Annotated in this window: 20 protein-coding genes; 6 read left to right on the forward strand and 14 right to left on the reverse strand. The window is 66.5% G+C overall.

The features are described from left to right. Positions 1 to 21: 21 nt before the first annotated feature. The 3 genes from EV672_RS09515 to EV672_RS09525 all read right to left on the reverse strand — a co-directional run bounded on the left by EV672_RS09515 (position 22) and on the right by EV672_RS09525 (position 4,575). The gene (locus EV672_RS09515) at positions 22 to 1,035 is read right to left on the reverse strand and encodes a hypothetical protein (RefSeq protein ID WP_243738610.1); all 1,014 of its coding nucleotides are present in this window, start codon (positions 1,033 to 1,035) and stop codon (positions 22 to 24) included. Positions 1,036 to 1,285: 250 nt separating this feature from the next. Further along, positions 1,286 to 2,950 carry an energy-dependent translational throttle protein EttA gene (gene ettA, locus EV672_RS09520; protein WP_133608615.1) on the reverse strand — a complete coding sequence of 555 codons (1,665 nt, stop codon included), beginning with the start codon at positions 2,948 to 2,950 and terminating at the stop codon, positions 1,286 to 1,288. A 128-nt stretch (positions 2,951 to 3,078) separates the two neighbouring features. Then, positions 3,079 to 4,575, reverse strand: coding sequence for a glycosyltransferase family 2 protein (locus EV672_RS09525; protein WP_243738611.1), 1,497 nt, complete (start codon positions 4,573 to 4,575; stop codon positions 3,079 to 3,081). 85 nt (positions 4,576 to 4,660) lie between these two features. Between EV672_RS09525 and EV672_RS09530 the strand changes: the two genes are divergently transcribed. Beyond that, a complete protein-coding gene (locus EV672_RS09530; protein WP_133608617.1) occupies positions 4,661 to 5,224 on the forward strand; it encodes a cytochrome b in 564 nt (187 codons plus the stop codon). A 49-nt stretch (positions 5,225 to 5,273) separates the two neighbouring features. Here the strand turns inward: EV672_RS09530 and EV672_RS09535 are convergent, their stop codons facing one another. The 9 genes from EV672_RS09535 to EV672_RS09575 form a co-directional block, all read right to left on the reverse strand. Then, a complete protein-coding gene (locus EV672_RS09535) occupies positions 5,274 to 5,465 on the reverse strand; it encodes a hypothetical protein (RefSeq protein ID WP_133608619.1) in 192 nt (63 codons plus the stop codon). A 278-nt stretch (positions 5,466 to 5,743) separates the two neighbouring features. Continuing rightward, positions 5,744 to 6,238 carry a histone gene (locus EV672_RS09540; protein ID WP_133608621.1) on the reverse strand — a complete coding sequence of 165 codons (495 nt, stop codon included), beginning with the start codon at positions 6,236 to 6,238 and terminating at the stop codon, positions 5,744 to 5,746. A gap of 163 nt (positions 6,239 to 6,401) precedes the next feature. Continuing rightward, the gene (locus EV672_RS09545) at positions 6,402 to 7,592 is read right to left on the reverse strand and encodes a ribonucleotide-diphosphate reductase subunit beta (protein WP_133608623.1); all 1,191 of its coding nucleotides are present in this window, start codon (positions 7,590 to 7,592) and stop codon (positions 6,402 to 6,404) included. Positions 7,593 to 7,797: 205 nt separating this feature from the next. Continuing rightward, positions 7,798 to 10,722 (reverse strand): ribonucleoside-diphosphate reductase subunit alpha, encoded by a 2,925-nt coding sequence (locus EV672_RS09550; protein ID WP_133608625.1) that lies wholly within the window; start codon positions 10,720 to 10,722, stop codon positions 7,798 to 7,800. Positions 10,723 to 10,998: 276 nt separating this feature from the next. Beyond that, entirely contained in the window at positions 10,999 to 11,613 is a 615-nt protein-coding gene (ampD, locus tag EV672_RS09555) for a 1,6-anhydro-N-acetylmuramyl-L-alanine amidase AmpD (protein ID WP_133608627.1), read from the reverse strand. Beyond that, the gene (locus EV672_RS09560) at positions 11,603 to 13,153 is read right to left on the reverse strand and encodes a sigma-54-dependent transcriptional regulator (protein ID WP_133608629.1); all 1,551 of its coding nucleotides are present in this window, start codon (positions 13,151 to 13,153) and stop codon (positions 11,603 to 11,605) included. Before EV672_RS09560 ends, ampD begins: the two co-directional genes overlap by 11 nt. Beyond that, positions 13,150 to 15,039: a sensor histidine kinase gene (locus EV672_RS09565; protein ID WP_133608631.1), complete on the reverse strand. Its 1,890-nt coding sequence runs from the start codon at positions 15,037 to 15,039 to the stop codon at positions 13,150 to 13,152. The genes EV672_RS09560 and EV672_RS09565 overlap by 4 nt, the downstream gene beginning before the upstream one ends. A gap of 3 nt (positions 15,040 to 15,042) precedes the next feature. Then, entirely contained in the window at positions 15,043 to 15,306 is a 264-nt protein-coding gene (locus tag EV672_RS09570) for a PP0621 family protein (RefSeq protein ID WP_133608633.1), read from the reverse strand. Between the two features lie 11 nt (positions 15,307 to 15,317). Further along, on the reverse strand, positions 15,318 to 16,163 hold the full coding sequence (locus EV672_RS09575; RefSeq protein ID WP_133608635.1) for a cytochrome C assembly family protein: 846 nt from the start codon (positions 16,161 to 16,163) through the stop codon (positions 15,318 to 15,320). A gap of 33 nt (positions 16,164 to 16,196) precedes the next feature. On the opposite strand from EV672_RS09575, the gene ffh reads away from it, so the two are divergent. Then, on the forward strand, positions 16,197 to 17,576 hold the full coding sequence (gene ffh, locus EV672_RS09580) for a signal recognition particle protein (protein ID WP_133608637.1): 1,380 nt from the start codon (positions 16,197 to 16,199) through the stop codon (positions 17,574 to 17,576). Positions 17,577 to 17,801: 225 nt separating this feature from the next. After that, positions 17,802 to 18,683 carry a DUF2726 domain-containing protein gene (locus EV672_RS09585; protein ID WP_166643519.1) on the forward strand — a complete coding sequence of 294 codons (882 nt, stop codon included), beginning with the start codon at positions 17,802 to 17,804 and terminating at the stop codon, positions 18,681 to 18,683. 35 nt (positions 18,684 to 18,718) lie between these two features. Here EV672_RS09585 and ftsY read toward each other — a convergent pair whose 3' ends face one another. Then, the gene (gene ftsY, locus EV672_RS09590) at positions 18,719 to 19,879 is read right to left on the reverse strand and encodes a signal recognition particle-docking protein FtsY (protein WP_133608641.1); all 1,161 of its coding nucleotides are present in this window, start codon (positions 19,877 to 19,879) and stop codon (positions 18,719 to 18,721) included. A 58-nt stretch (positions 19,880 to 19,937) separates the two neighbouring features. On the opposite strand from ftsY, the gene rsmD reads away from it, so the two are divergent. From rsmD to EV672_RS09605, 3 genes are read left to right on the forward strand one after another with little or no spacing between them, the layout of a single operon-like run. Then, a complete protein-coding gene (gene rsmD, locus EV672_RS09595) occupies positions 19,938 to 20,618 on the forward strand; it encodes a 16S rRNA (guanine(966)-N(2))-methyltransferase RsmD (protein WP_133608643.1) in 681 nt (226 codons plus the stop codon). Between the two features lie 37 nt (positions 20,619 to 20,655). Then, the gene (gene coaD / locus EV672_RS09600) at positions 20,656 to 21,159 is read left to right on the forward strand and encodes a pantetheine-phosphate adenylyltransferase (RefSeq protein WP_279536179.1); all 504 of its coding nucleotides are present in this window, start codon (positions 20,656 to 20,658) and stop codon (positions 21,157 to 21,159) included. 17 nt (positions 21,160 to 21,176) lie between these two features. Then, complete coding sequence (locus tag EV672_RS09605) at positions 21,177 to 21,464, forward strand: YfhL family 4Fe-4S dicluster ferredoxin (RefSeq protein WP_133608644.1); 288 nt, start codon at positions 21,177 to 21,179, stop codon at positions 21,462 to 21,464. Here the strand turns inward: EV672_RS09605 and EV672_RS09610 are convergent. After that, positions 21,461 to 21,961, reverse strand: coding sequence for a DUF4124 domain-containing protein (locus tag EV672_RS09610; protein ID WP_133608646.1), 501 nt, complete (start codon positions 21,959 to 21,961; stop codon positions 21,461 to 21,463). The genes EV672_RS09605 and EV672_RS09610 overlap by 4 nt on opposite strands. Between the last annotated feature and the right edge of the window lie 6 nt (positions 21,962 to 21,967).

A 21,967-nucleotide genomic window follows, 5' to 3' on the forward strand; every position in this document is an offset into this window, starting at 1 on the left:
CATTGCCCCCGCCCGTGGGGATCATTTCAGGAAGCTGTCTGCGTCGATGTCGGCGCCGGCCTTGTCGTCCCAGAATTTGCCCAGCGAATTGATGGGGGTGCGGGTGCCGGTGGCCTGGGTCCACATGCGGTCAGAGATGTTCTGCAGCTGGGCCTGGGCGATGGCGTCGATCAGGCGGTAGTCCTTGTTGACCTTGAAGTCCTTGGCCGTGCCGAAGCGCTTGATGACTTCGCGCAGGCGCGGCTGGTCGTCGCCCGATTGGGCGGCCACGGCGGCCATCACGTGGGGCAGGCGCACGCCCTTGGACTCGGCCAGGGTCATGTTGGCGTCGAAGGTGCCCTTGACGTCCTTGCCCTCGGCGCCGCCGGGGATGATGCTCCAGACCACCGCGCGCGCAGCTTGCGGGGTGCCCCACCACTTGGCGTTGTCCAGGCAGCCCATGGCGCGCTCGACCAGCGGCGCGGTGTCGGTGGGCACGCCCACGGTCTGTTGGGCGGCGATGTCGTTTTGCATGGCTTGCAGGCCGGCGACCGAGCCCAGCAGATAGACCATCTCGTCGAAGTCACGCTTGAAGGCCGGGCAGTTGCTGCCGTACTTGAAGAAGTACTTCTGCTCCAGCTTGGTCTTCATGCGCATGAAGGCGGTGTACTGGCGGTCGGCGGACAGGGCCAGCAGTCGCTTCTGGGCGATGCGGGCGTCCAGGGCCTCGTCAGAGCGCTTCTCGCGCGAGGCACGCAGGTAGCGCATTTCTTCGGTCAGGGCCTGGTTCTCGGAGCACACACCGGCCGAGGACAGCAGCACGGTTTCCATCAGGGAGGGGTCGCCGTAGAAGTTGCGGGCCGCGCCCACCAGCGGGGTGTTGACGGTGGCGAAGCCGCACACCATGTCCACGTCACCGATCTGCAGCGTGGGCGGCGTGAAGCCGTCTTCCAGGATGGAGAGGGTGGTGCCGCTCACGTTCGATTCGATCAAGGCGCAGCCGCCCATGGCCAGGGCCGAAGCGGCCAGTGCGGTGGCGGTGAGCAGGCGTGTCATCCGAGCGATCATCTAGTGTCTCCAGCAAGAATCGTGTTTGTGTGTGTGGTGTGCAGCTTGCACCCAAGTGCTCGGGAAATTCTATCTGTGACCACCTGCGCCACCCGAGCGTCCCCATTAGGGATAGCCCCCGAAGTGACCGATTGTGAGCCCGCCCTTTTCGGGGGGCAGCCCTCCTTGGGGTGGGGTTGGCAGAAAAAAGCCCGCAGTCTGCGGGCTTGGGTGGGCGGGCTGAGAGGCCTGTGCGTGATCAGCGGATGGGTTTGAAGCGCACGCGCTTCGGGCGCGCGCCTTCTTCGCCGAGGCGCTTCTTCTTGTCGGCTTCGTACTCCTGGTAGTTGCCGTCGAAGAAGAACCACTGCGAGTCGCCCTCGCACGCGAGGATGTGCGTGCAGATGCGGTCGAGGAACCAGCGGTCGTGGGAGATGATCATGGCGCTGCCGGCGAACTCCAGCAGGGCGTCTTCCAGGGCGCGCAGGGTTTCGACGTCCAGGTCGTTCGACGGTTCGTCAAGCATCAGCACGTTGCCGCCCTGGGCCAGGGTTTTGGCCAGGTGCAGGCGGCCGCGCTCACCGCCCGACAGGTTGCCCACCAGTTTCTGCTGGTCGTTGCCCTTGAAGTTGAAACGCCCGATGTAGGCGCGCGAGGGCATCACGAACTTGCCGACGATGATGTTGTCCAGGCCGCCGGAGACGTCCTGCCACACGGTCTTGTCGGCGGCCAGGCCTTCGCGGCTCTGGTCCACGAACGCGAGCTGGGCGGTCTTTCCGATGACGACCTCACCGCTGTCCGGCGTTTCGACACCCTGGATCATGCGGAACAGCGTGGACTTGCCGGCGCCGTTGGGGCCGATGATGCCGACGATGGCGCCTGCGGGCACCTTGAAGCTCAGGTTGTCGATCAGGCAGCGGTCACCGAAGGACTTGGTGACGTTCTTGAACTCGATGACTTCGTTGCCCAGGCGCTCGGCCACGGGGATGAAGATCTCGTTCGTCTCGTTGCGCTTCTGGTATTCGACGTCGCTCAGCTCCTCGAAGCGGGCCAGGCGGGCCTTGCTCTTGGCCTGGCGGCCCTTGGCGTTCTTGCGCACCCATTCCAGTTCGACCTTCAGGGCCTTGGCCCGGGCGTCTTCGGTCTTTTGTTCCTGCTCCAGGCGCTTGCCCTTGGCGTCGAGCCAGTCGGAGTAGTTGCCCTTGTAGGGGTGGCCGGCGCCGCGGTCGAGTTCGAGGATCCACTCGGCGGCGTTGTCCAGGAAGTAGCGATCGTGGGTGATGGCCACCACGGTGCCGGAGAAGCGGCTGAGGAACTGTTCCAGCCAGTCCACCGATTCGGCGTCCAAGTGGTTGGTGGGCTCATCCAGCAGCAGCATGTCGGGCTTGGACAGCAGCAGGCGGCACAGGGCCACGCGGCGCTTCTCACCACCGGAGAGGTTGCCGATCACGGCGTCCCAGGCGGGCAAGCGCAGGGCGTCTGCGGCCAGTTCCAACTGCAGGTCGGTGTTTTCTGAGCCGCCGGCGGCGATGATGGCTTCCAGCTCGCCTTGCTCGGCGGCCAGGGCATCGAAGTCAGCGTCTTCTTCGGCGTAAGCGGCATAGACCTCGTCCAGGCGCTTCTTGGCAGCCAGCACGCCGCCGATGCCCTCTTCCACGGCTTCGCGCACCGTCTGGTCGGGGTTCATCTGCGGCTCCTGGGGCAGGTAGCCGATCTTGATGCCGGGCATCGGGACGGCTTCGCCCTCGATGTCCTTGTCCACGCCCGCCATGATCTTCAGGAAGGTGGACTTGCCCGAGCCGTTCACGCCCAGCACGCCGATCTTGGCGCCGGGGAAGAAGCTCAGGGTGATGTCTTTGAGGATTTGCCGCTTCGGGGGGACGATCTTCCCGACGCGGTTCATGGTGAAAACGTACTGGGCCATGGTTACAGGGCCTCCCGTGAGCCAAGTGAACGGGACACGCTGCAAGCGTGCAGGAGTTTCGGTAAAACGTGCTGTGCCATGGGGGGTGCTGAATGGGTGCTGGCGAAGGTTTCGCCCAACCCTGTAGCTTAAGGCATGCGCGAGGCGGAGGCCAGCCCGTGCCTCGCCTGCACCCCCCACTGCGACTTTCCGCTCAGCACCGACCACCATCCCCAGGCCGCGGCGGTGTGGCGCAGCAGCTGGAAGGTGAAAGGTTCGGCCAGGGCCGCGGCCAGCGCTTGCAACAAGCTGCCGCGCCGCGTGTCGCCCACCCATTGCCGGTAAAGGCGCACCGACCAGAGGTGGTAGATCAGGTCGATGAAGGTTTTGATGCCGATGACGCTGAGCGCCGGCAGCACCACGTTGAAGCGCCCCGCACACAGAAAGCCCAGCAGCAGCAGGAAGGCCGTGATGCCGTACAGCGGCTGCAGGGTGTCGGCCGCCTTGACCGGCAGCATGCGCGTGCCCAGCTTGCCGTGCGCCGGGTTGCCGACCATGTCGCGGTACCAGTACTGCGTCTGCAGGAAGCCGCCGAACCAGCGTCGGCGCTGGCGCAGGAAGGCCATCAGTGTGCTGGGGGCTTCCGTGCGGGCCTGGGCCCGGGGCAGCACGCGCACCGTCCAGTGCAGTCCATGTGCTTGGGCATGGCGGTGCAGGCGGTGGATGAGTTCGTAGTCTTCGACCAGGCAGTCAGGGTCGAAACCCCCGACCTGCACCACGGCCTCCCGACGGAAAGCCGCGAAGGCGCCTGAGACGAGCAGCAGGCTGTTGAAGCGCGACCAAGCGTAGCGAGACAGGAAGTTGCGGATGTACTCGTAGGTCTGGAAGCCTTCCATGATGCGGCCAGACAAGCTGTCACCGCACACCGGGGTGATGACGCCTGTGGCGGCCACCAGCCCGGTCTCGCGCTGGAAAGCCTGGCGGACCGCGGCCACAGCACCGGCGTCGAGCAGCGTGTCGGCGTCCACGGTCATGACCGTGTCGGTGTGCGCGAGCTGCAGAGCGGCATTGAGCGCGCGCGCCTTGCCTCCGTGGGGCAGCCGCAGCCAGAAAAGACCGGGGTGGGTGGCGCTTTCGCCGCTCAGGCACCCTGGTGGGGGCGCCACCAGGCTGTACTGGCGGATGAGCAACTCCGCCGTGCCATCGCTGGAGCCATCGTCCGCGATGATGATTTGATCGGGCCGATCGGTCTGGGTCAGAAGCGCTTGCAGGGTGACGGGCAGCACAGCTGCCTCGTTGTGTGCGGCCACGATCACGCCCAGGCTGGCCATTGCTGCGGGCGCTGTGGATTGGCTGTCCGCCGACGCAGGCGCCATGGCCCGGCGGAGATCGCGGGTCTGCCAAGCCACGAACATGAGCAAGGCCGTGTCGTACACGGCATAGATCACCCCCACCGACCAAGCCAATGCGCTGTGTTGCTGGAAGGCTGCCCACAACAGCAAGGCCCACAGCAGCAGCACGCTGCCATGCACCGCGACGGCCTGCCAGGGAGTGCCGGGACGGCTGAACCGCGGCGAGTTCCTCAGCAGGGCCTCGGTGAGGGTGGATGGCAGCCTGGCGTTCATGGTCTCAGAGTTGGGGGGCATGGCAGGAACTGCCGCCATGCAGATTGGGTATGCTTGCAGTCTAAGCAGGCATCATCGCGCTTGCATCAGACAAGGTCGTGTCAGGATGTCATCTCAGCCAAACAACCGTTACAGCGGCATCGCCATCGCCTTGCATTGGGTCATGGCGGTGCTGATGCTGGGCAACATCGTCCTGATCTGGATTGTCGATGAACTGCCGGACGAGCGTGTGCGCCTGGCCATTGACACCCACAAGTCGATCGGGATCACGGTGTTGGGCTTGTTCATCCTGCGCCTGCTGTGGCGCCTGGGTCACCGCCCGCCAGCGCTCGACGAGTTGGCGCCCTGGGAGCGCCTCGCCGCGAAGCTGGGCCACATCGGGCTGTATGCGCTGCTGCTGGCCATGCCGCTGTCGGGCTGGCTGCACGACTCCGCCTGGAAGGACGCGGCCACGCACCCGATGAGCCTGTTCGGCATGGTGCCCTGGCCGCGCATCGGCTTCATCATGGACCTGGAGCCTGCGCTGAAGGAGCAACTGCACGCCCTGTTCGGTGACATGCACGAGTTGCTGGCCGATGGGTTTTACGTGCTGTTCGCCTTGCACGTGCTGGGTGCACTCAAGCACCAGTTCGTGGACCGTCAGAAGCTGCTGCAGCGCATGTGGTTCTGAGCGGTGTGCAGGTCCTTGCGAGGGGCTCTGCCGTTCGAGCGCGCAAGCCTCAGGCGCGCAAGCGTGCCATCAGGGCTTGCATTTCTGCGGCAGCCAGGCGCTGGCCTTCTTCGTCTGTCATGCTGGCGAGTTCCAGCAAAGACATCTTCAAGCGCATCAGACCGTCTCTCAGGTTGAACAGCGCCGTCTGCATCTCGGCCACCTGGGCGGCGGTCGGTTCAACTTGGCGTTCGGCGGACATGGTCGTCTCCTGGGCCCCGGGTGACAGCATGCGGTTGCCATCGGGGCGATGCATCGACAACCTGCGACTGACTTTACCGATGGCCTCGCCGGTGGGCTAGCGCCTGATTGAGGGGTGCTGCGTGGTCGCACACGCTGCCGACATGCCGCCTTGTTGCGATCCGGCATGGGCTTTTGCGATGCGGGCTGCGTGCCCTGCGCGCACATGGCGAGGCCATGAAAAAACCCGGCCGAGGCCGGGTTGGGGTGCCGAGCGTCCACCAAGGCGGACGCGCTGCATCAGGGCTTGTTGCCCGTCGGGAAGGGCCAGGCGGCTTGCGGGCTCAGCGTGGTTTTGGCAGCAGGGGCCGAGGCCTTCTTCGCAGGGGCAGGCTTGGAAGCGGCGGGCTTCTTGGCAGCAGCTTTCTTGGCGGCGGGCTTGGCAGCTGGCTTGGCGGCCGGCTTCTTGACCGCAGCAGCCTTCTTGGCGGGGGCTGCCTTCTTCACTGCGGCCTTCTTGGCTGCAGGAGCGGCCTTCTTGACGACTGCAGCAGCCTTCTTGGCGGGGGCTGCCTTCTTCACTGCGGCCTTCTTGGCGGCGGGTGCTGCCTTCTTGACGGCTGCAGCCTTTTTGGCAGGAGCGGCCTTCTTGACGGCGACCTTCTTCACAGCGACCTTCTTGGCGGGCGCGGCCTTCTTCACTGCAGCCTTTTTGGCGGCGGGTGCAGCTTTCTTCACAGCGGCTTTCTTGGCCGGGGCTGCCTTCTTGGGCGCCACTTTTTTCGCAGTTGCCATACGTATCTCCTTGATCAAGTTACAAAGAGCGCTGTGCTGCAGCATGCAACACAGGCATCCATCACCCGACGCCCCCTAGGATCTGGACGCGGTGTGGTGAATGGGGTGGGCCGGAGGCGCATGTCCTGAGGGATCCCGTCTGCTCTTTGTGGCCGATCAAGGATCAATCCCAAGACAGGGCGCCGCCCGACTGGTATTCAATGACGCGGGTTTCGAAGAAGTTGCGTTCCTTCTTCAGGTCAATCATTTCGCTCATCCAGGGGAAGGGGTTCTCTTCGTTGGGGAAGAGCTCCTCCAGGCCGATCTGGGTGGCGCGGCGGTTGGCGATGTAGCGCAGGTAGCCCTTGAACATCGAGGCGTTCAGGCCCAGCACGCCGCGCGGCATGGTGTCTTCGGCGTAGCGGTATTCCAGCTCGACGGCCTTGGTGAACAGGGCTTTGATCTCGGCCTTGAACTCAGGTGTCCACAGGTGCGGGTTCTCGAGCTTGAGCTGGTTGATCAGGTCGATGCCGAAGTTGCAGTGCATGGACTCGTCGCGCAGGATGTACTGGTACTGCTCGGCGGCACCGGTCATCTTGTTCTGACGGCCCAGGGCAAGGATCTGCGTGAAGCCCACGTAGAAGAACAGACCTTCCATCAGGCAGGCAAACACGATGAGCGACTTGAGCAAGGTCTGGTCGTTCTCAGGGGTGCCCGTGTTGAAGTTCGGGTCCATGATCGCTTCGATGAAGGGGATCAGGAACTCGTCCTTGTCGCGGATGGATTGGACTTCGTTGTAGGCGTTGAAGATCTCGGACTCGTCCAGGCCCAGCGACTCCACGATGTATTGGTAGGCGTGGGTGTGGATGGCTTCTTCAAACGCCTGGCGCAACAGGAACTGGCGGCACTCGGGCGCGGTGATGTGGCGGTAGGTGCCCAGCACGATGTTGTTGGCGGCCAGCGAGTCGGCGGTGACGAAGAAGCCGAGGTTGCGCTTGATGATGCGACGCTCGTCTTCGGTCAGGCCGTTGGGATCTTTCCAGAGGGCGATGTCTCGCGACATGTTGACCTCTTGCGGCATCCAGTGGTTGGCGCAGGTGGCGAGGTACTTTTCCCAAGCCCACTTGTACTTGAACGGCACCAACTGGTTGACGTCGGTCTGACCATTGATGATGCGCTTGTCGGCGGCGTTGACGCGGCGGGCTGCGGCAGGTGCGGCGCCGAGGGTGCTCGGCTGCAGGCCTTGCGTCATGCCTTGGGGCATCTGCTCAGCGATCGGTGACGACGGCGTGTTCCGTGCTGCGCTGTTGGCGTTTGGCACGGAAGCAGGAGGCATTGAAGAGGAGGTGGACGATTCGTCTTCCCAGACCAGCATGGTGAACTTCCTATTGGATCGGATTATGGAAGGGTGTTGTTAAAAACACCAAGCACTTCTTGACATCGAGAGCCCTTGGTTGTTGCGGGCTTGCATCGAATGAAGGCTGCGCATCGGTGTGATCGCAGCCTTCGTGCATCGCATCACACCACATGCCATCGCCTTGAAAGGCCGATGGCATGCGGGTTTCGAGCTCATCGTGACGTCACTGGCAGGCTTCGCAGTCAGGGTTGTCGATGGAGCAGAACTTCATGTCGGTCGCGGGCAGTGCAGCGGCTTCGATGTCAGCGGCAGACATGCTGGGAGCAGCTTCAACAGGTGCTGCAGATGCGGCATTCAAGCCACCACCGGCCATGTTCGACACCGCATTGAGTTGACCGCGCGACACGGTGGATTTCTCGGCGTGCGTGGCGCCCACGGTGCGCAGGTAGTAGGTGGTCTTGAGGCCACGCACCCATGCGAGCTTGTAGGTTTCATCGAGCTTCTTGCCCGATGCGCCGGCCATGTAGATGTTCAGCGACTGGGCCTGGTCGATCCACTTCTGGCGACGCGAAGCGGCTTCGACCAGCCACACGGGCTCGACTTCGAAGGCCGTGGCGTACAGGGCCTTGAGCTCTTCGGGCACGCGGTCGATGCGGCGCAGCGAGCCATCAAAGTGCTTGAGGTCCATGACCATCACGTCGTCCCACAGGCCCATCTTCTTGAGGTCGCGCACCAGGTACTCGTTGACCACGGTGAACTCGCCAGAGAGGTTGGACTTCACCGAGAGGTTGCCGAAGCAAGGCTCGATGGAGGCATCGACACCGATGATGTTGGAGATGGTCGCGGTCGGGGCGATGGCCACGCAGTTGGAGTTGCGCATGCCGAACTGGCTGATGCGGGCGCGCAGGGCGTCCCAGTCCAGGGTGGCGCTGTCGTCCACTTCGACGTAGCCGCCGCGCTGCTCGGCCAGCAGCTTCACGGAGTCCAGCGGGAGGATGCCGCGGTCCCACAACGAGCCGCGGTAGCTGCTGTAGCGGCCGCGTTCTTCGGCCAGCACGGTCGAGGCCCAGTAGGCGTGGTAGCAGATGGCTTCCATCGAGCGGTCGGCGAACTCGACGGCGGCCTGGCTGGCGTAAGGCACGCGCAGTTGGTAGAGCGCGTCCTGGAAGCCCATGATGCCCAGGCCGACAGGGCGGTGGCGCAGGTTGGAGTCACGCGCCTTTTTGACGGCGTAGTAGTTGATGTCGATGACGTTGTCGAGCATGCGCATCGCCGTCTTCACCGTCTTCTTGACCTTCTCTTGGTCGATGGCGCCGTCCTTGATGTGCTGAGCCAGGTTGACCGAGCCCAGGTTGCACACCGCGATCTCACCGCCGTTGGTGTTCAGCGTGATCTCGGTGCACAGGTTCGAGGAGTGCACCACGCCGACGTGCTGCTGGGGCGAGCGCACGTTGCAGGGGTCTTTGAAGGTGATCCAGGGGTGACCGGTTTCGAACAGCATCGAGAGCATGCGGCGCCACAGGTCGGTGGCCTTCACGCGCTTGAAGGGCTTGATCTCGCCACGGTCGGCCTTGGCTTCGTACGCGGCGTAGGCTTCTGCGAACTCGATGCCGAACTTGTCGTGCAGGTCAGGGCAGGAGGCGGGCGAGAACAGGGTCCAGTCGCCGCCTTCCATGACGCGCTTCATGAACAGGTCGGGGATCCAGTTGGCCGTGTTCATGTCGTGGGTGCGTCGGCGGTCGTCACCCGTGTTCTTGCGCAGCTCCAGGAACTCTTCGACGTCCAGGTGCCACGATTCCAGGTAGGCGCAGACGGCGCCTTTGCGCTTGCCGCCCTGGTTCACCGCCACGGCCGTGTCGTTGACGACTTTCAGGAAGGGGACGACGCCTTGCGACTTGCCATTGGTGCCCTTGATGTGCGAGCCGAGGGCGCGCACCGGGGTCCAGTCGTTGCCCAGGCCGCCAGCGAACTTGCTCAGCAGGGCGTTTTCCTTGATGGCTTCGTAGATGCCGTCGAGGTCGTCAGGGACGGTGGTCAGGTAGCACGACGACAGCTGCGAGCGGCGGGTGCCCGAGTTGAACAGCGTCGGGGTGGACGACATGAAGTCGAACGAGGACAGCAGTTCGTAGAACTCGATGGCGCGGGCTTCGCGGTCGATTTCGTTGAGCGACAAGCCCATGGCGACGCGCATGAAGAACGCCTGGGGCATTTCGATGCGGGCGTCACGCACGTGCAGGAAGTAGCGGTCGTACAGGGTCTGCAGGCCGAGGTAGTCGAAATTCAGGTCGCGTTCGTGCTTCAGGGCGGCACCCAGGCGGGCCAGGTCGAACTGGCCGAGTTTTTCGTCCAGCAGCTCGGCTTCGATGCCCTTCTTGATGAAGGTGGGGAAGTAGTCGGCGTAGCGCGTGGCCATCTCGGCGTGCGTGACCTCTTCGCCGAGGATTTCGCGGCGGATGGTGTGCATCAGCAAGCGGGCGGTGGCGCGGGTGTAGGCCGGATCGTGCTCGATGCGGGTGCGGGCGGCCAGGATGGCGGCCTTGTAGACCTCGTCGATGGCGACGCCGTCGTACAGGTTGCGTTGGGTCTCGGCGAAGATCGGGCCGGCTTGCACGTCGGCGCCCAGGCCTTCGCACGAGGTTTCGATCAGGGCTCGGAGGGCGGCGGTGTCCAGGGGCACGCGCTGGCCGCGGTCGATGACCGTCAGCGCTGGTGCTGCGACTTGCTGCTCGGTGGCCTGCTTGGCGCGCTCTTGCGTGCGGCGCTCACGGTAGAGCACGTAGGCACGGGCGATTTCGTGGTGACCGCCACGCATCAGGCCGAGTTCGACCTGGTCCTGGATGTCTTCGATGTGGAAGGTGCCACCGCCCGGACGCGAGCGCAGCAGGCCGCGCACCACGGCTTCGGTCAGACCGTCCACGGTTTCGCGCACGCTGGCCGAGGCCGCGCCTTGGGTGCCGTGCACGGCCAGGAAGGCCTTCATCAGGGCAACGGCGATCTTGCTGGGTTCGAACGAAACGACCGCACCGTTGCGTCGGATGATCTGGTAGGCGGCGTAGGCCGACTGGCGCGGTTGCTGGGCCGCATCGGAAGCGGCGCCAGTGAACGCAGATGGGTTGGACGACAGGGTGCTGGGCGTGGACGTTTGCATGGGATGGCCTTCCTGAGAAGCGAGCTTTCGCGCTGGGTGTTGACCCGGCGGAAAATTGGCTGGGGTGCTGCCTGGGTGCGGGCTGGGGTTTGGGCTGAATTCGGTCTGGATTCGAGCTGTGCAAGGCGCCCGGGGTGACCGGGTGCCAATGACTCAGAACACTATATCTGGTGTTTGGGTGGCTGCTAAGCACTACCCGTAGTGTCTGGAGGCGACTATAGCGTCCTTTTGCAGGGTGGCAAGCGCGACCCGTCAAAAACTCGGGAAAGCGCTGATTCAGCTGCTGGAATCCAACAGCGCGGAGGGCGGGAAACGCTCTGCAGGCCACCCTGTCAGGCGCGCCAGCAGGGGCCAGTCGAAGGCCTTGCCGGGGTCTTGCTTGCGGCCGGGCGCGATGTGCTCGTGACCGACGGCCTGCGCGATGGGCCAGGCTTCGGCGAGGTCGCGCAGCAGGCGCGCCAGCACCTCGTACTGAGCAGCCTCGAAGGGGGTGTGCTCCAGCCCTTCGAGTTCGATGCCGACGCTGAAATCGTTGCAGTTGTCGCGGCCCTGCCAGTGCGAGCGGCCCGCATGCCAGGCGCGCTCCAGCACCGAGGCGAACTGCAGCAGCTGGCCGTCGCGCCGGATGACGAAATGCGCCGACACTTCGGCTCCGCGGATGAGGTCGAAGTAGGGGTGGGCGTCCCAGTCGAGCGTGTTGGTGAACAGCCGCTCGATGTGGTCGCCGCCGTATTGGCCAGGCGGCAGGCTGATCGAGTGCACCACGGCCAGGTCGATGGCGACGCCGTCCTGGCGCGGCCCGACATTGGGCGAGGGCATGTGGATAGCTTGGGCGTGCCAGCCGCCGTGCCAGGCGTCGCCGTGCGACGGTGGCTGGGGCTCAGTCGGCATCGGCGTCGGGCTCGCAGCGTTCGCCCAGCAGCACGCCTTGCTCGGTGACCTGCACGCCCAGGCGGGCCATGCGGTAGCGCATCTGGCGCAGCGACAGCCCGAGGCTGGCGCCCGCGGCCGTGCGGTTGAGTCGGTGCTTCTCCAGCGCCTGCACGAGGATGTCGCGCTCGACTTCGTCGAGGTGGGAGACGAGGTCGCGGGGCAGCGGGGTGATCGGTGGGGGCGCGTCGGACGGGGCGGATGCCGCAGGCTCCGGTGCGAGGGATTCGGGTGCTTCTGGCAGGCCCGGCACCCAGGCGCCGACGCCCAGGTCCATGGGTTCCAGCGTGGGGTGACCGCTCAGGGCCACGGCGCGGTGCAGCATGTTCTCCAGTTCGCGGACGTTGCCGGCAAAGCGCTGGTGCATCAAGGCGGACAGCGCATCGGTGCTCAAGGCCGGTGCGGTGGGCAGGCCCGACTCGGTGGCGATGCGCGCCAGGATGCGTTGGCAGAGGATGGGCAAGTCCTCCAGGCGCTCACGCAGCGGCGGCAGGCTGATCTGGATGACGTTGAGGCGGTAGTACAAGTCCTGGCGGAAGCGCTGGGCGGCGACCTCGGCCTGCAGGTCCTTGTGGGTGGCGCTGACGATGCGCACATCAACGGGCACTTCGGCCGTGGCGCCGACCGCACGCACGCTGCGCTCCTGGATGGCACGCAGCAGCTTGGACTGCATGGCCAGGGGCAGGTCGCCGATTTCATCGAGGAAGAGGGTGCCACCGTGGGCCGCCTGGAAGAAGCCTTCGCGGTCTTCGGCGGCGCCGGTGAAGGCGCCTTTGCGGTAGCCGAAGAACTCGGCTTCCAGCAGCTGCTCTGGGATGGCGCTGCAGTTCACGGCCACGAACGGGCGGGCGTGACGGCTGCTGACGTCGTGGATGGCGCGCGCAACCAACTCCTTGCCGGTGCCAGACTCGCCCCAGACCAGCACCGGGGCCATGCTGCGCGCGACCTTGTCGATCAGCACGCGGACTTGCTGCATGGCGTTGCTGTGGCCTGCGAGCTTGGCCAGGGCACTGGGCGGCGTGTGTGCGGCGGCCTTGGCATCGGAGGGGCTGGCAAACACGGTGGCCGGCACTGGCAGGCCCAGGGGTGCCGAAACGGGTTCGCGCACCATCAGGGCCTGGGCCTGCGCGTCGCGCAGGGCCGAGGCCACGACGGCGCGGAACTGTTTGAGGTCCACCGGCTTGGTGAGGTAGTCGTAGGCGCCAGCCTTGAGGGCGCTCACGGCGTTCTCGGCCGAGCCGTAGGCGGTGATGACGATGGTCTTTTCCGTGCGGCCAGCGGCTTCCAGGCGCTGCAGCAGGTCCAGGCCGGTGCCGTCGGGCATGCGCATGTCGGTGATGAGCACGCTGTAGCTGCGCTCCTGCAGCATCTCCCAGGCGTCTTCGACGCAGGCTGCGGTTTCCAGGTCGTAGCCTTCGCGCAGCAGGGTCAGCTCGTACAGCGTGCGCAAGTCGGGCTCGTCGTCAACGACCAGCAGTCGGTGGGCGGTGGGGGAGGTCATGGGGCGTAGGCGGCAGCTCCGGTCTGCTCCACAGGCATCGTCAGGAAGAACTCGTTGCGGTGGCGCACGCTGGGCGGGTGCTGGCGGTAGTCGATGCTGGCGCCATGGCGCTCGCACAGCTCTCGGCAAATATACAGGCCCAGCCCGGTGCCGCGGCTGCTGGTGGAGAAGAAGGGCTCGAACAGGGAGCGCTCGGTGTCGGCCGACATGGCTTCGCCGTCGTTGGCCACGGACAGCATCAGCACGCCGCCTGCGGCACCGCCGGGCAACCAGCGCAGCGTGACGAGGAGGGCGCCCGGTTGGCCCGACTGGTAGCGCAAGGCGTTGTCCAGCAGGTTGACGAGCACCCGCTGCAGGTGCTCGGGTTCGAAGCGCACTTTGGGCGAGGTCGGCGCGCGCGGCACCCCGCCCAGGTCGGTGTCCAGCAGGCTGTCCTCGCCGGCCTGCAGGCCCTGGGCCGAGCGCCATTCGTTGCAGATGGCCATGACCGTTTCCACCGGGTCGATGACCGGCGCGGGTGGGCGCAGGCCGGGCGCGACGGCCAGGATGTCATCGACGATGTGCTTGAGCCGTGCGACGTTGTCGCTGACCATCTGGGTCAGGCGCGCTTGTGCAGGATGGGCCTCGGGCTGGGCGGCATCTTCGGCCATCAGGGCGTTGGCCTGGGCGATGGCCGCCAGCGGGTTGCGGATTTCGTGCGCGATGCCGGCCGACATGCGGCCCATGGCCGCGAGCTTGTCCTGGCGCTGACGGGCCCGCACGGTGCGCAGGTCTTCGAGCAGCATCACGCACATTTCTTCGCGAGCAAGGTCGGGCTGATCGGGGTGGCCTCGTGTGAAGCGCACGCGCAGGCGCAGGTCGCGCAGGCTTTGGTCGTCGAAACGCAGCCTGATTTCCTGGCCGCCTTCGGCCTTCAGTGGGCGGTTCAGGCCGTGCTCGATGGCGTGCACCAAGGGCGCCCAGGCCGGCACGCCGCGCAACTGGAAAGGCGCGGCCGGTGTCTGGCTGCGGGCGGACAGCAGGCGCCGCGCGGCCGGGTTGGCGGTGCGCACCCGCCCCTGGCGGTCCACCACCATCACGCCCTCGCTCATTTCCTCGATGACGAGTCGGTTGAGCTCGGCCTGTTGGCGCGCCAGCTCCATGCTGCCGCGGGCGCTGCGCTCCTCGCGGGCCAGGCGGATGGCCAGCTCGTTGGCCAGGACGGCGATGACGAAGAGGCCCACGCCGGTCAGGCCGGCTTGCGTCATCAGCGTGGTCATGGCGCCGGCGTCCAGCGCCTGCACCCAGGCTGCGGCCAGCAGGTTGAGGGTGGCGGCTGCGGCCGTGCCCAGTGCCATGATGCGCGGCATCAGCACCGCGGCCATCAGCACGGGCAGCACCAGCAGGGCCTGCGTGTTGAAGCTGTTGCCAGTCAGGTAGTGCAGGGCAGCGAAGAAGACGAGGTCCACGCCGACGCTGGCCAGGGCCTGGCGGGGGCGCAGGCTGAGTTGCTGGTCGGATGCCCGCTGGCGCTGGCTGGGCAGCCACCACACCGCACATGCCAGGGTGGCGTAGCCCAGCGCCATGCCCCAGACCCAGGATGGCGAGCGCGTGCCCATGGTCCACAGGGCGCCCAGCAACAAAATCAGCATCAATGCCAGGGTGGCCCGTGCTGTCAGGAAGGCGCGGTAAACGCGGAAGAAATAAGGCGTGGTGGCGCCGGAGCCGGAGCCGGAGCCGGAGCCAGATCCGGCGTTCGGGGGCGGGCTGGCCGCGCCCGAGGGTTCGTCCAGCCTGGGACTCCCAAACCACGAATTCGCGCCGTCAAGACTCGGAGCGGGTGGGAGAGGCTCGGTGCCAGGGTGTGTCTGCGACGGGGCGGTGGCAGGAGGCGTGCGAGTGGGCATGGCTCAGTCGCGCGGGCCGGCCAGTCGGTGCGCTTCGCTGCAGTACACGCGTCCGCCGATGTCGTGCAGCGCCTCCGACACCGGCAGGTGGACGCCACAGTGGGCGCAGGGCTCGATGCGGTCTGCCTGGACGGGCTTAGCGGGCTGGGTGGCTTTGGTCGGCTTGCCGCCGTCGCCTTTGTGGCGCGACTGACCGCGCAAGCGGCCCCGCACCGCCGGGGAGTACAGCAACCAGAGCACCACCAGGGCCAGCAGGAGGTATTTCAAGAGCGCCCCCATCACGCCACCACCGGTCGGTGCAGGATGACCTCCAGCACGAAACGCGAGCCCACGTAGGCCAGCAGCAACAGCGTCGAGCCCGCCACCAGCCATCGGATGGCCTGTCGGCCGCGCCAACCGAAGCGCGCACGCCCCACCAGCAGCGTGGCGAAAACCCCCCACGACAGCACGGAGAACACAGTTTTGTGGTCCCAGCGCCAGGGCGCGAAAGCAGCCCCGAGCAGCAGCGTCAGGCTCAGCATGGCGAAGCCCGCACCCACGAAGCGCAGCGTGAGCGACTCCAGCCGCAGCAAAGGCATGCCCAGGGCCTGGCCTTTGGGCCGCACACCCGACGGGATCTGGCCAGACGCCGTGCCCGAACCTGCACGCAGGCGCCGCTCGGCGTGCTGCAGCAGCGCAGCATGCAGCAGCGCCGCACCGATCAGCCCATAAGACGCAAACCCCGTCAGCCAGTGCAGGGGCGCCCAGGCGCTGCCTGCGTTGGCATAGGCTTGTCCAGGGAAACGCCAGGCCAGCACCACCGCCCCGATGCACAGCAGGGCCAGGCTGCGCCGCAGGCCGGGCAGGCCCAGGCGGCGGCTTTCGATGGCATAGACGGCCAGCACCAGCCAGGCGGTCACCGACAGCGCCGGTGCAAAGCCGAAACGTGCGCCCGGCAGGGGGCTGTCCAGCGACAGCACGTCCAGCGCGATGGCCAAACCCTGTGCCAGCCAGCCCAGCAGCAGGGCGCCGGGAATGGCCCGATCGACGGTGCCGGCGTCCTCAGAACGTGCAGGCCAGAGGGTGGCCAGCGCATAAGCCACGACGGCAACACCGCTGGGCCAGAAGGTGGGCGATAAAATCATGCGATCAGTTTACGAGAGCTCCGCGCTTCATCCATGGCCTCCAACCTCACCGAACGCCTCAGTCGCCTGGTCAAAACCATGCGCGGCCAGTCGCGCATCACCGAATCCAACGTGCAAGACATGTTGCGTGAGGTCCGCATGGCCTTGCTGGAGGCCGATGTGGCCTTGCCCGTGGTGCGCGACTTCATCGCCCGCGTCAAGGAGAAATCCCTGGGCGCCGAGGTGGTGTCTTCGCTGACCCCGGGCCAGGTGCTCGTCAGCATCGTCCAGAAGGAGTTGGCCGCCACGATGGGTGAGGGCATCGCCGACATCGACCTGGCCGTGCAACCCCCCGCCATCATCCTGATGGCCGGTCTGCAGGGCGCCGGCAAAACGACGACCACGGCCAAGCTGGCCAAGCACCTGATCGAAAAGCGCAAGAAAAAGGTGCTGACGGTCTCGGCCGACGTCTATCGCCCCGCGGCCATCGAGCAGCTCAAGACCGTGACGGCCCAGGCCGGCGCCGAATGGTTCCCTTCCACGCCGGACCAGAAGCCGCGCGACATCGCCCTGGCCGCCATCGACTTCGCGAAGAAGCATTACTTCGACGTGCTGCTGTTCGACACGGCCGGCCGCCTCGCCATCGACGAAGTGCTGATGGCCGAGATCAAGGAGCTGCACGCGCTGCTCAAGCCAGTCGAAACCCTGTTCGTGGTGGACGCCATGCAGGGCCAGGACGCGGTCAACACCGCCAAGGCCTTCAAGGACGCGCTGCCCCTGACCGGCGTGGTGCTGACCAAGCTCGACGGTGACTCGCGCGGCGGTGCGGCGCTGTCGGTGCGCCAGATCACGGGCGTGCCCATCAAGTTCGCCGGCGTGTCGGAAAAGATCGACGGCCTGGAGGTGTTTGACGCCGAACGCCATGCCGGCCGCGTGCTGGGCATGGGCGACATCGTGGCCCTGGTCGAAGAAGTGCAAAAGGGCGTGGACATCGAGGCCGCGCAGAAGCTGGCCGAGAAGGTCAAGTCCGGCGTCGATTTCGACTTCAACGACTTCCTCTCCCAGATCAGCCAGATGAAGAAGATGGGCGGCCTGTCGGGCCTCATCGACAAGCTGCCCACCGAGCTGGCGTCCAAGGCCGGTCAGGCCGACATGGGCAAGGCCGAGCGCGACATGCGCCGCATGGAAGGCATCATCTGCGCGATGACGGCCAAGGAGCGCCGCCAGCCCTCGCTGCTCATGGACGGCAAGAGCAAGGCCAGCCGCAAGCGCCGCATCGCCGCGGGCGCGGGGGTGCAGATCCAGGAGGTCAACCGCATGCTCAACCAGTTCGAGCAGATGCAGACCATGATGAAGAAGATGCGCGGCGGCGGCCTGATGAAGATGATGAAGCGCATGGGCGGCATGAAAGGCATGCCCGGCATGGGCCGCTGAGCGCACAGTCGATACAGCCGGACACACTCCCGCCCCACAGGCCGCACGCCACCTGTTAGCGTGTGTGACTGTTGTAGCGCCTCGATGCAGGCGCTTCAGCGGGGCCTCCCAGCGCCGAAAACAGCGTCAAGCGGGTGGCTGCACCCGCATGGTTCTGTGGTCGAAGCGTTTCAAAGAGGCCCGAAGATGGATGTGGTGTCAAACTGGCCCGTGTTGTTGGCGGGCATGAGCACTGCCGGCCTGGCAGGTGCGTGGTGGTGGGTTCGCAACCGCCAGTCGCAGGCGCCTGCGCCCCGAGGCGGCAGCCGTGGCGGTGCTCCGGCGGGCGTGGGCCGTGAAGCGCGTGATGCCCGTGAGGATCGCGAGGCGCAGCGCCGCAAACCACGCAGCAAGCCCATGAGCGACGAGCAGCTCGACACGCTGATGGACTGGGAGCCCCTCTCCACCCGCGTGCTGACCACGGCCGAGCGCGACGCCTACCACGTGCTGCGCAAGGCCTTGCCCGATCACATGGTGCTGGCCCAGGTGCCCGTGGCCCGCTTCATCAAGGTGCCCACGCGCAACTCCTACAGCGAATGGCTGCGCCGCGTCGGGTCGTTGTGCGCCGACCTGGTGGTCTGCGATGCTTCCTCCCAGGTGGTCGCCGTGGTGGAGGTGCGCCAGCCGCTGTCCCGTGAAAACGAACGCGCCCAGCGGCGGCATGCCCGCATGGACCGTGTGCTCCAGGGGGCCCGCATCCCGGTGCACGTGTGGCTGGAAGGGGCCTTGCCCGGGCCGGTGGTGGCGCGTGAAGCCATCCTGGGGTCTGCGGTGCAGGGCGCCGGACACACGGGTGCCGCCGATGCCCACCTGGCGCGCCGCGATGCCGAAGCGGCTGCGGTGGTGGCGTCCATGCAAGGCGCAGGCGAGTTGCGCGGTCTGTCGGTGAACGAACGTGCGATCGATGTGGTGCTCGACGACCCCATGGACGACCCCGTCAACGAATGGCAAGCCACCGGCGCCGACCACGACCGCAAAGAGCCGCCGCCATCGACCTGGTTCGACGACCTGGACGCTGGCGACTCCGGCCGCATGCCGTTGGGCACACGCAGCGCCGAGCGGGTTTGAGTGCGATGGCGCGCTGCCGGCAGGCAGTGCTGGGTTCAGCTCAACAGCGCTTGGGCGAACTCGCGGGCCTGGAAGGTCTGCAGGTCTTCCAGCTTTTCGCCCACACCGATGAAGTACACCGGCACCGGGCTGTGGCGCTGGCGTGACCACAGCGCGATGGCCGCCAGCACGCCACCCTTGGCCGTGCCGTCCAGCTTGGTGACGACCAGACCCGTGAGGCCCAGGGCCTCGTCAAAGGCCTTGACCTGCGACAGCGCGTTCTGGCCCGTGTTGCCATCGACCACCAGCAGCACCTCGTGCGGTGCCGTGTCCATGGCCTTGCCGATGACGCGCTTGACCTTGCGCAACTCTTCCATGAGGTGCAATTGCGTGGCCAGGCGGCCCGCCGTGTCGGCGATGACGACGTCACAGCCGCGTGCGCGGCCCGCTTGCACCGCGTCGAAGGTCACGGCTGCCGGGTCGCCACCCTCCTGGCTGACGATGTCCACGCGGTTGCGGTCGGCCCAGACCAGCAACTGCTCGCGCGCCGCAGCCCGGAAGGTGTCGGCCGCGGCCAGCAGCACGCGCTGACCCGCATCGGCCAGGTGACGCGTGAGCTTGCCGATGGTCGTGGTCTTGCCTGCGCCGTTGACGCCGGCCACCATGATGACGGTGGGCGTGTGCGTGCCAACCTCCAGGCCCTTCTCCAGGGGCTGCAGCAACTCGGTGATGGCCTCGACCAACAAGCCCTTGACTTGGACCGGGTCGGTGGACTTGGCTTCTTTCACGCGGCGCTTGAGGTCGGTGAGCAGGAATTCGGTGGCGGCCACGCCGGCATCTGCCATGAGCAGCGCTTCTTCCAGCTCTTCATAGAGCGCGTCGTCGATCTGCGTGCCCGTGAACACCTGCGCGATGCTGGAGCCGGTCTTGCGCAGGCCAGCGCGCAGTTTGTCCAGCCAGGAGCGGCGCTCGGGGGCGCCCGCCGCGGTTCCAGGGCTCGCTTCGGGGGCGGCTGCCGGGGCAGGCCCTGCGGTGGCCGGCGCTGGTGGGGCCAGGGACGGGGCTGCGACCGGGGCAGCTTCGGGCTTGGCCACAGGTGCGGCGGCAGGTGCGAGCGCAGGCGCTTGCGCCGCTGCAGGCTGCGCCTGATCCGCAGGAGCCTGGCCCTCGTCTGCTGCGCTGCCCCAACCGAGCTTTTTCTTGATGAAACTGAACATGCCTGGGATTGTAGGCGTGGGGCTTCGTACAATCCCGCCCACCCTCCAGATGTCCCCCATGCGCCGCACGACCCCGAAGCCCTCCGACGACGTTCGCGACCGCCAGGTCCGTGCCGCCCAGTCCGTGGCGCGCACCGCGGCGCAGGAAGTCCGCATCATCGGCGGCCAGTGGAAGCGCACGCCGCTGCCGGTGCCCGTGGCGGCGGGCCTGCGCCCGACGTCTTCGCGGGTGCGCGAAACCTTGTTCAACTGGCTGGGCCAGGACCTGAGCGATTGGCGCGTGCTGGACGCTTTTGCGGGCAGCGGCGCCCTCGGTCTGGAAGCCGCATCGCGTGGGGCTTCGGCCGTGCTGCTGGAGCGCGACGCGGCCTTGGTTGCTTCCTTGCGCACTGTGGTGCAACGCTTGAAAGCGTCCCAGGTGCAGGTGGTGCAGGCCGATGCCCTGGCCTGGATGGCGCGGTCTGGCGGCGTGAACCTCACTGCTGCAGCCACAGCCCAGCCCTTCGACCTGGTCTTACTCGACCCACCGTTCGACGAAGCGCTCTTCCAGCCCGCGTTGGCAGCGGCCGTGCGTTGCGTGGCGCCGGGTGGCTGGGTCTACGTCGAGGCGCCCCAGGCCATGGGCGACGATGCCACCCTGGGCCTGCGCTGTCACCGCCATGGCCACGCCGGTGCGGTGCACTTTCACCTGTTCCAGCGTGTGGATGCCGCCGATGCCGCACCTGCGTCGGTTGCCTGAGCCGTACACTGTGTGCACACCTCCCTTGGAGCCTCGCTTGAACACGCCTCCCGTGCTGACCGCGGTCTATCCCGGCACCTTCGACCCCATGACCCTCGGCCACGCCGATCTGATGCGGCGCGCCAGCCAGTTGTTCGGCAAGCTCATCCTGGCGGTGGCCGCGGGGTACCACAAGAAGACCATGTTCTCGCTGGAAGAGCGCCTGGACATGGCCAAGGAACTGGCCAGCGAGTACCCGAACGTCGAGGTCATCGCGTTCTCGGGCCTGTTGCGCGATTTTGTGGTGAACCATGGTGGCAAGGTGGTGGTGCGCGGCCTGCGCGCCGTCAGCGACTTCGAGTACGAGTTCCAGATGGCCGGCATGAACCGCCAGCTCATGCCCGATGTCGAGACCGTGTTCCTCACACCGTCCGATCAATACCAGTTCGTCTCAGGCACCTTCGTGCGCGAAATTGCCTCGCTGGGCGGCGATGTGTCCAAGTTCGTGGCCCCCAGCGTGCTCGAACGCCTGAGCGCCCGCGTGGCGCGACGCGCGGTCTGAGCGCAACAAGGCCAGCCATGTCCCTGAAGATCACCGACGAATGCATCAACTGCGATGTGTGCGAGCCCGAGTGCCCCAACCAGGCGATCTCGATGGGCGAGACCATCTACGTGATCGACCCTGCCAAATGCACGGAATGCGTGGGCCACTTCGACGAGCCGCAGTGCGTGCAGGTCTGCCCCGTGGAGTGCATCCCGGTGGACCCGCTGCACACCGAGACCCGCGAGCAGTTGCTCATCAAATACGAGGGCCTGCAGGCCCTGGCGCGTGCCCAGGTGCGCGAGCGCAACGCCCTGGACGTCTAGCCAGAGGCCGACGAGGGGCTGCGTGCTGCCTTGCGCGGTGCCTTGGCCCGGAACTGCCTGGGGTTGTGCTTCAGTGATTCTGTGGGCGCGCCGCGGCGGTCCACCTCGCGCTGCCCCACGGCCACCTGCCTGACCTTGCCACTGAGGTTGGCAGGTTCTGGGTGCGCAGCATGGTCGGCTTGCCGGCGCGCTTGTCTGGCCTGATCCTGGGCCATGGCCTGGTCACGGTGCATGTTGGCCTCGGCCTGCTGGCGTTGCGCCTCGGTGCGATCGTCCTGCGCGCGCACGAGGCGACCGTCGGTGCCAGAGGCACAGGGCTGCTGGCTGTAGCTCACCGTGCCTTGGGCCGATGTGCAGCGGTAGGCCGTCTTGGCCGGCGCCTGGGTTGGCAGGTCGTCCGATGCGCTGGGCGTGGACAAAGGCCTCGCGCCTTGGGCTTGGCCGAGCAGCAGCGCAGCGGCCAGAACAACGGATGTGCGCAAATCGCGGCAGTGCATGGGGTG

It is taken from the genome of Aquabacterium commune (assembly GCF_004362855.1).
Classification (GTDB): domain Bacteria; phylum Pseudomonadota; class Gammaproteobacteria; order Burkholderiales; family Burkholderiaceae_C; genus Aquabacterium; species Aquabacterium commune.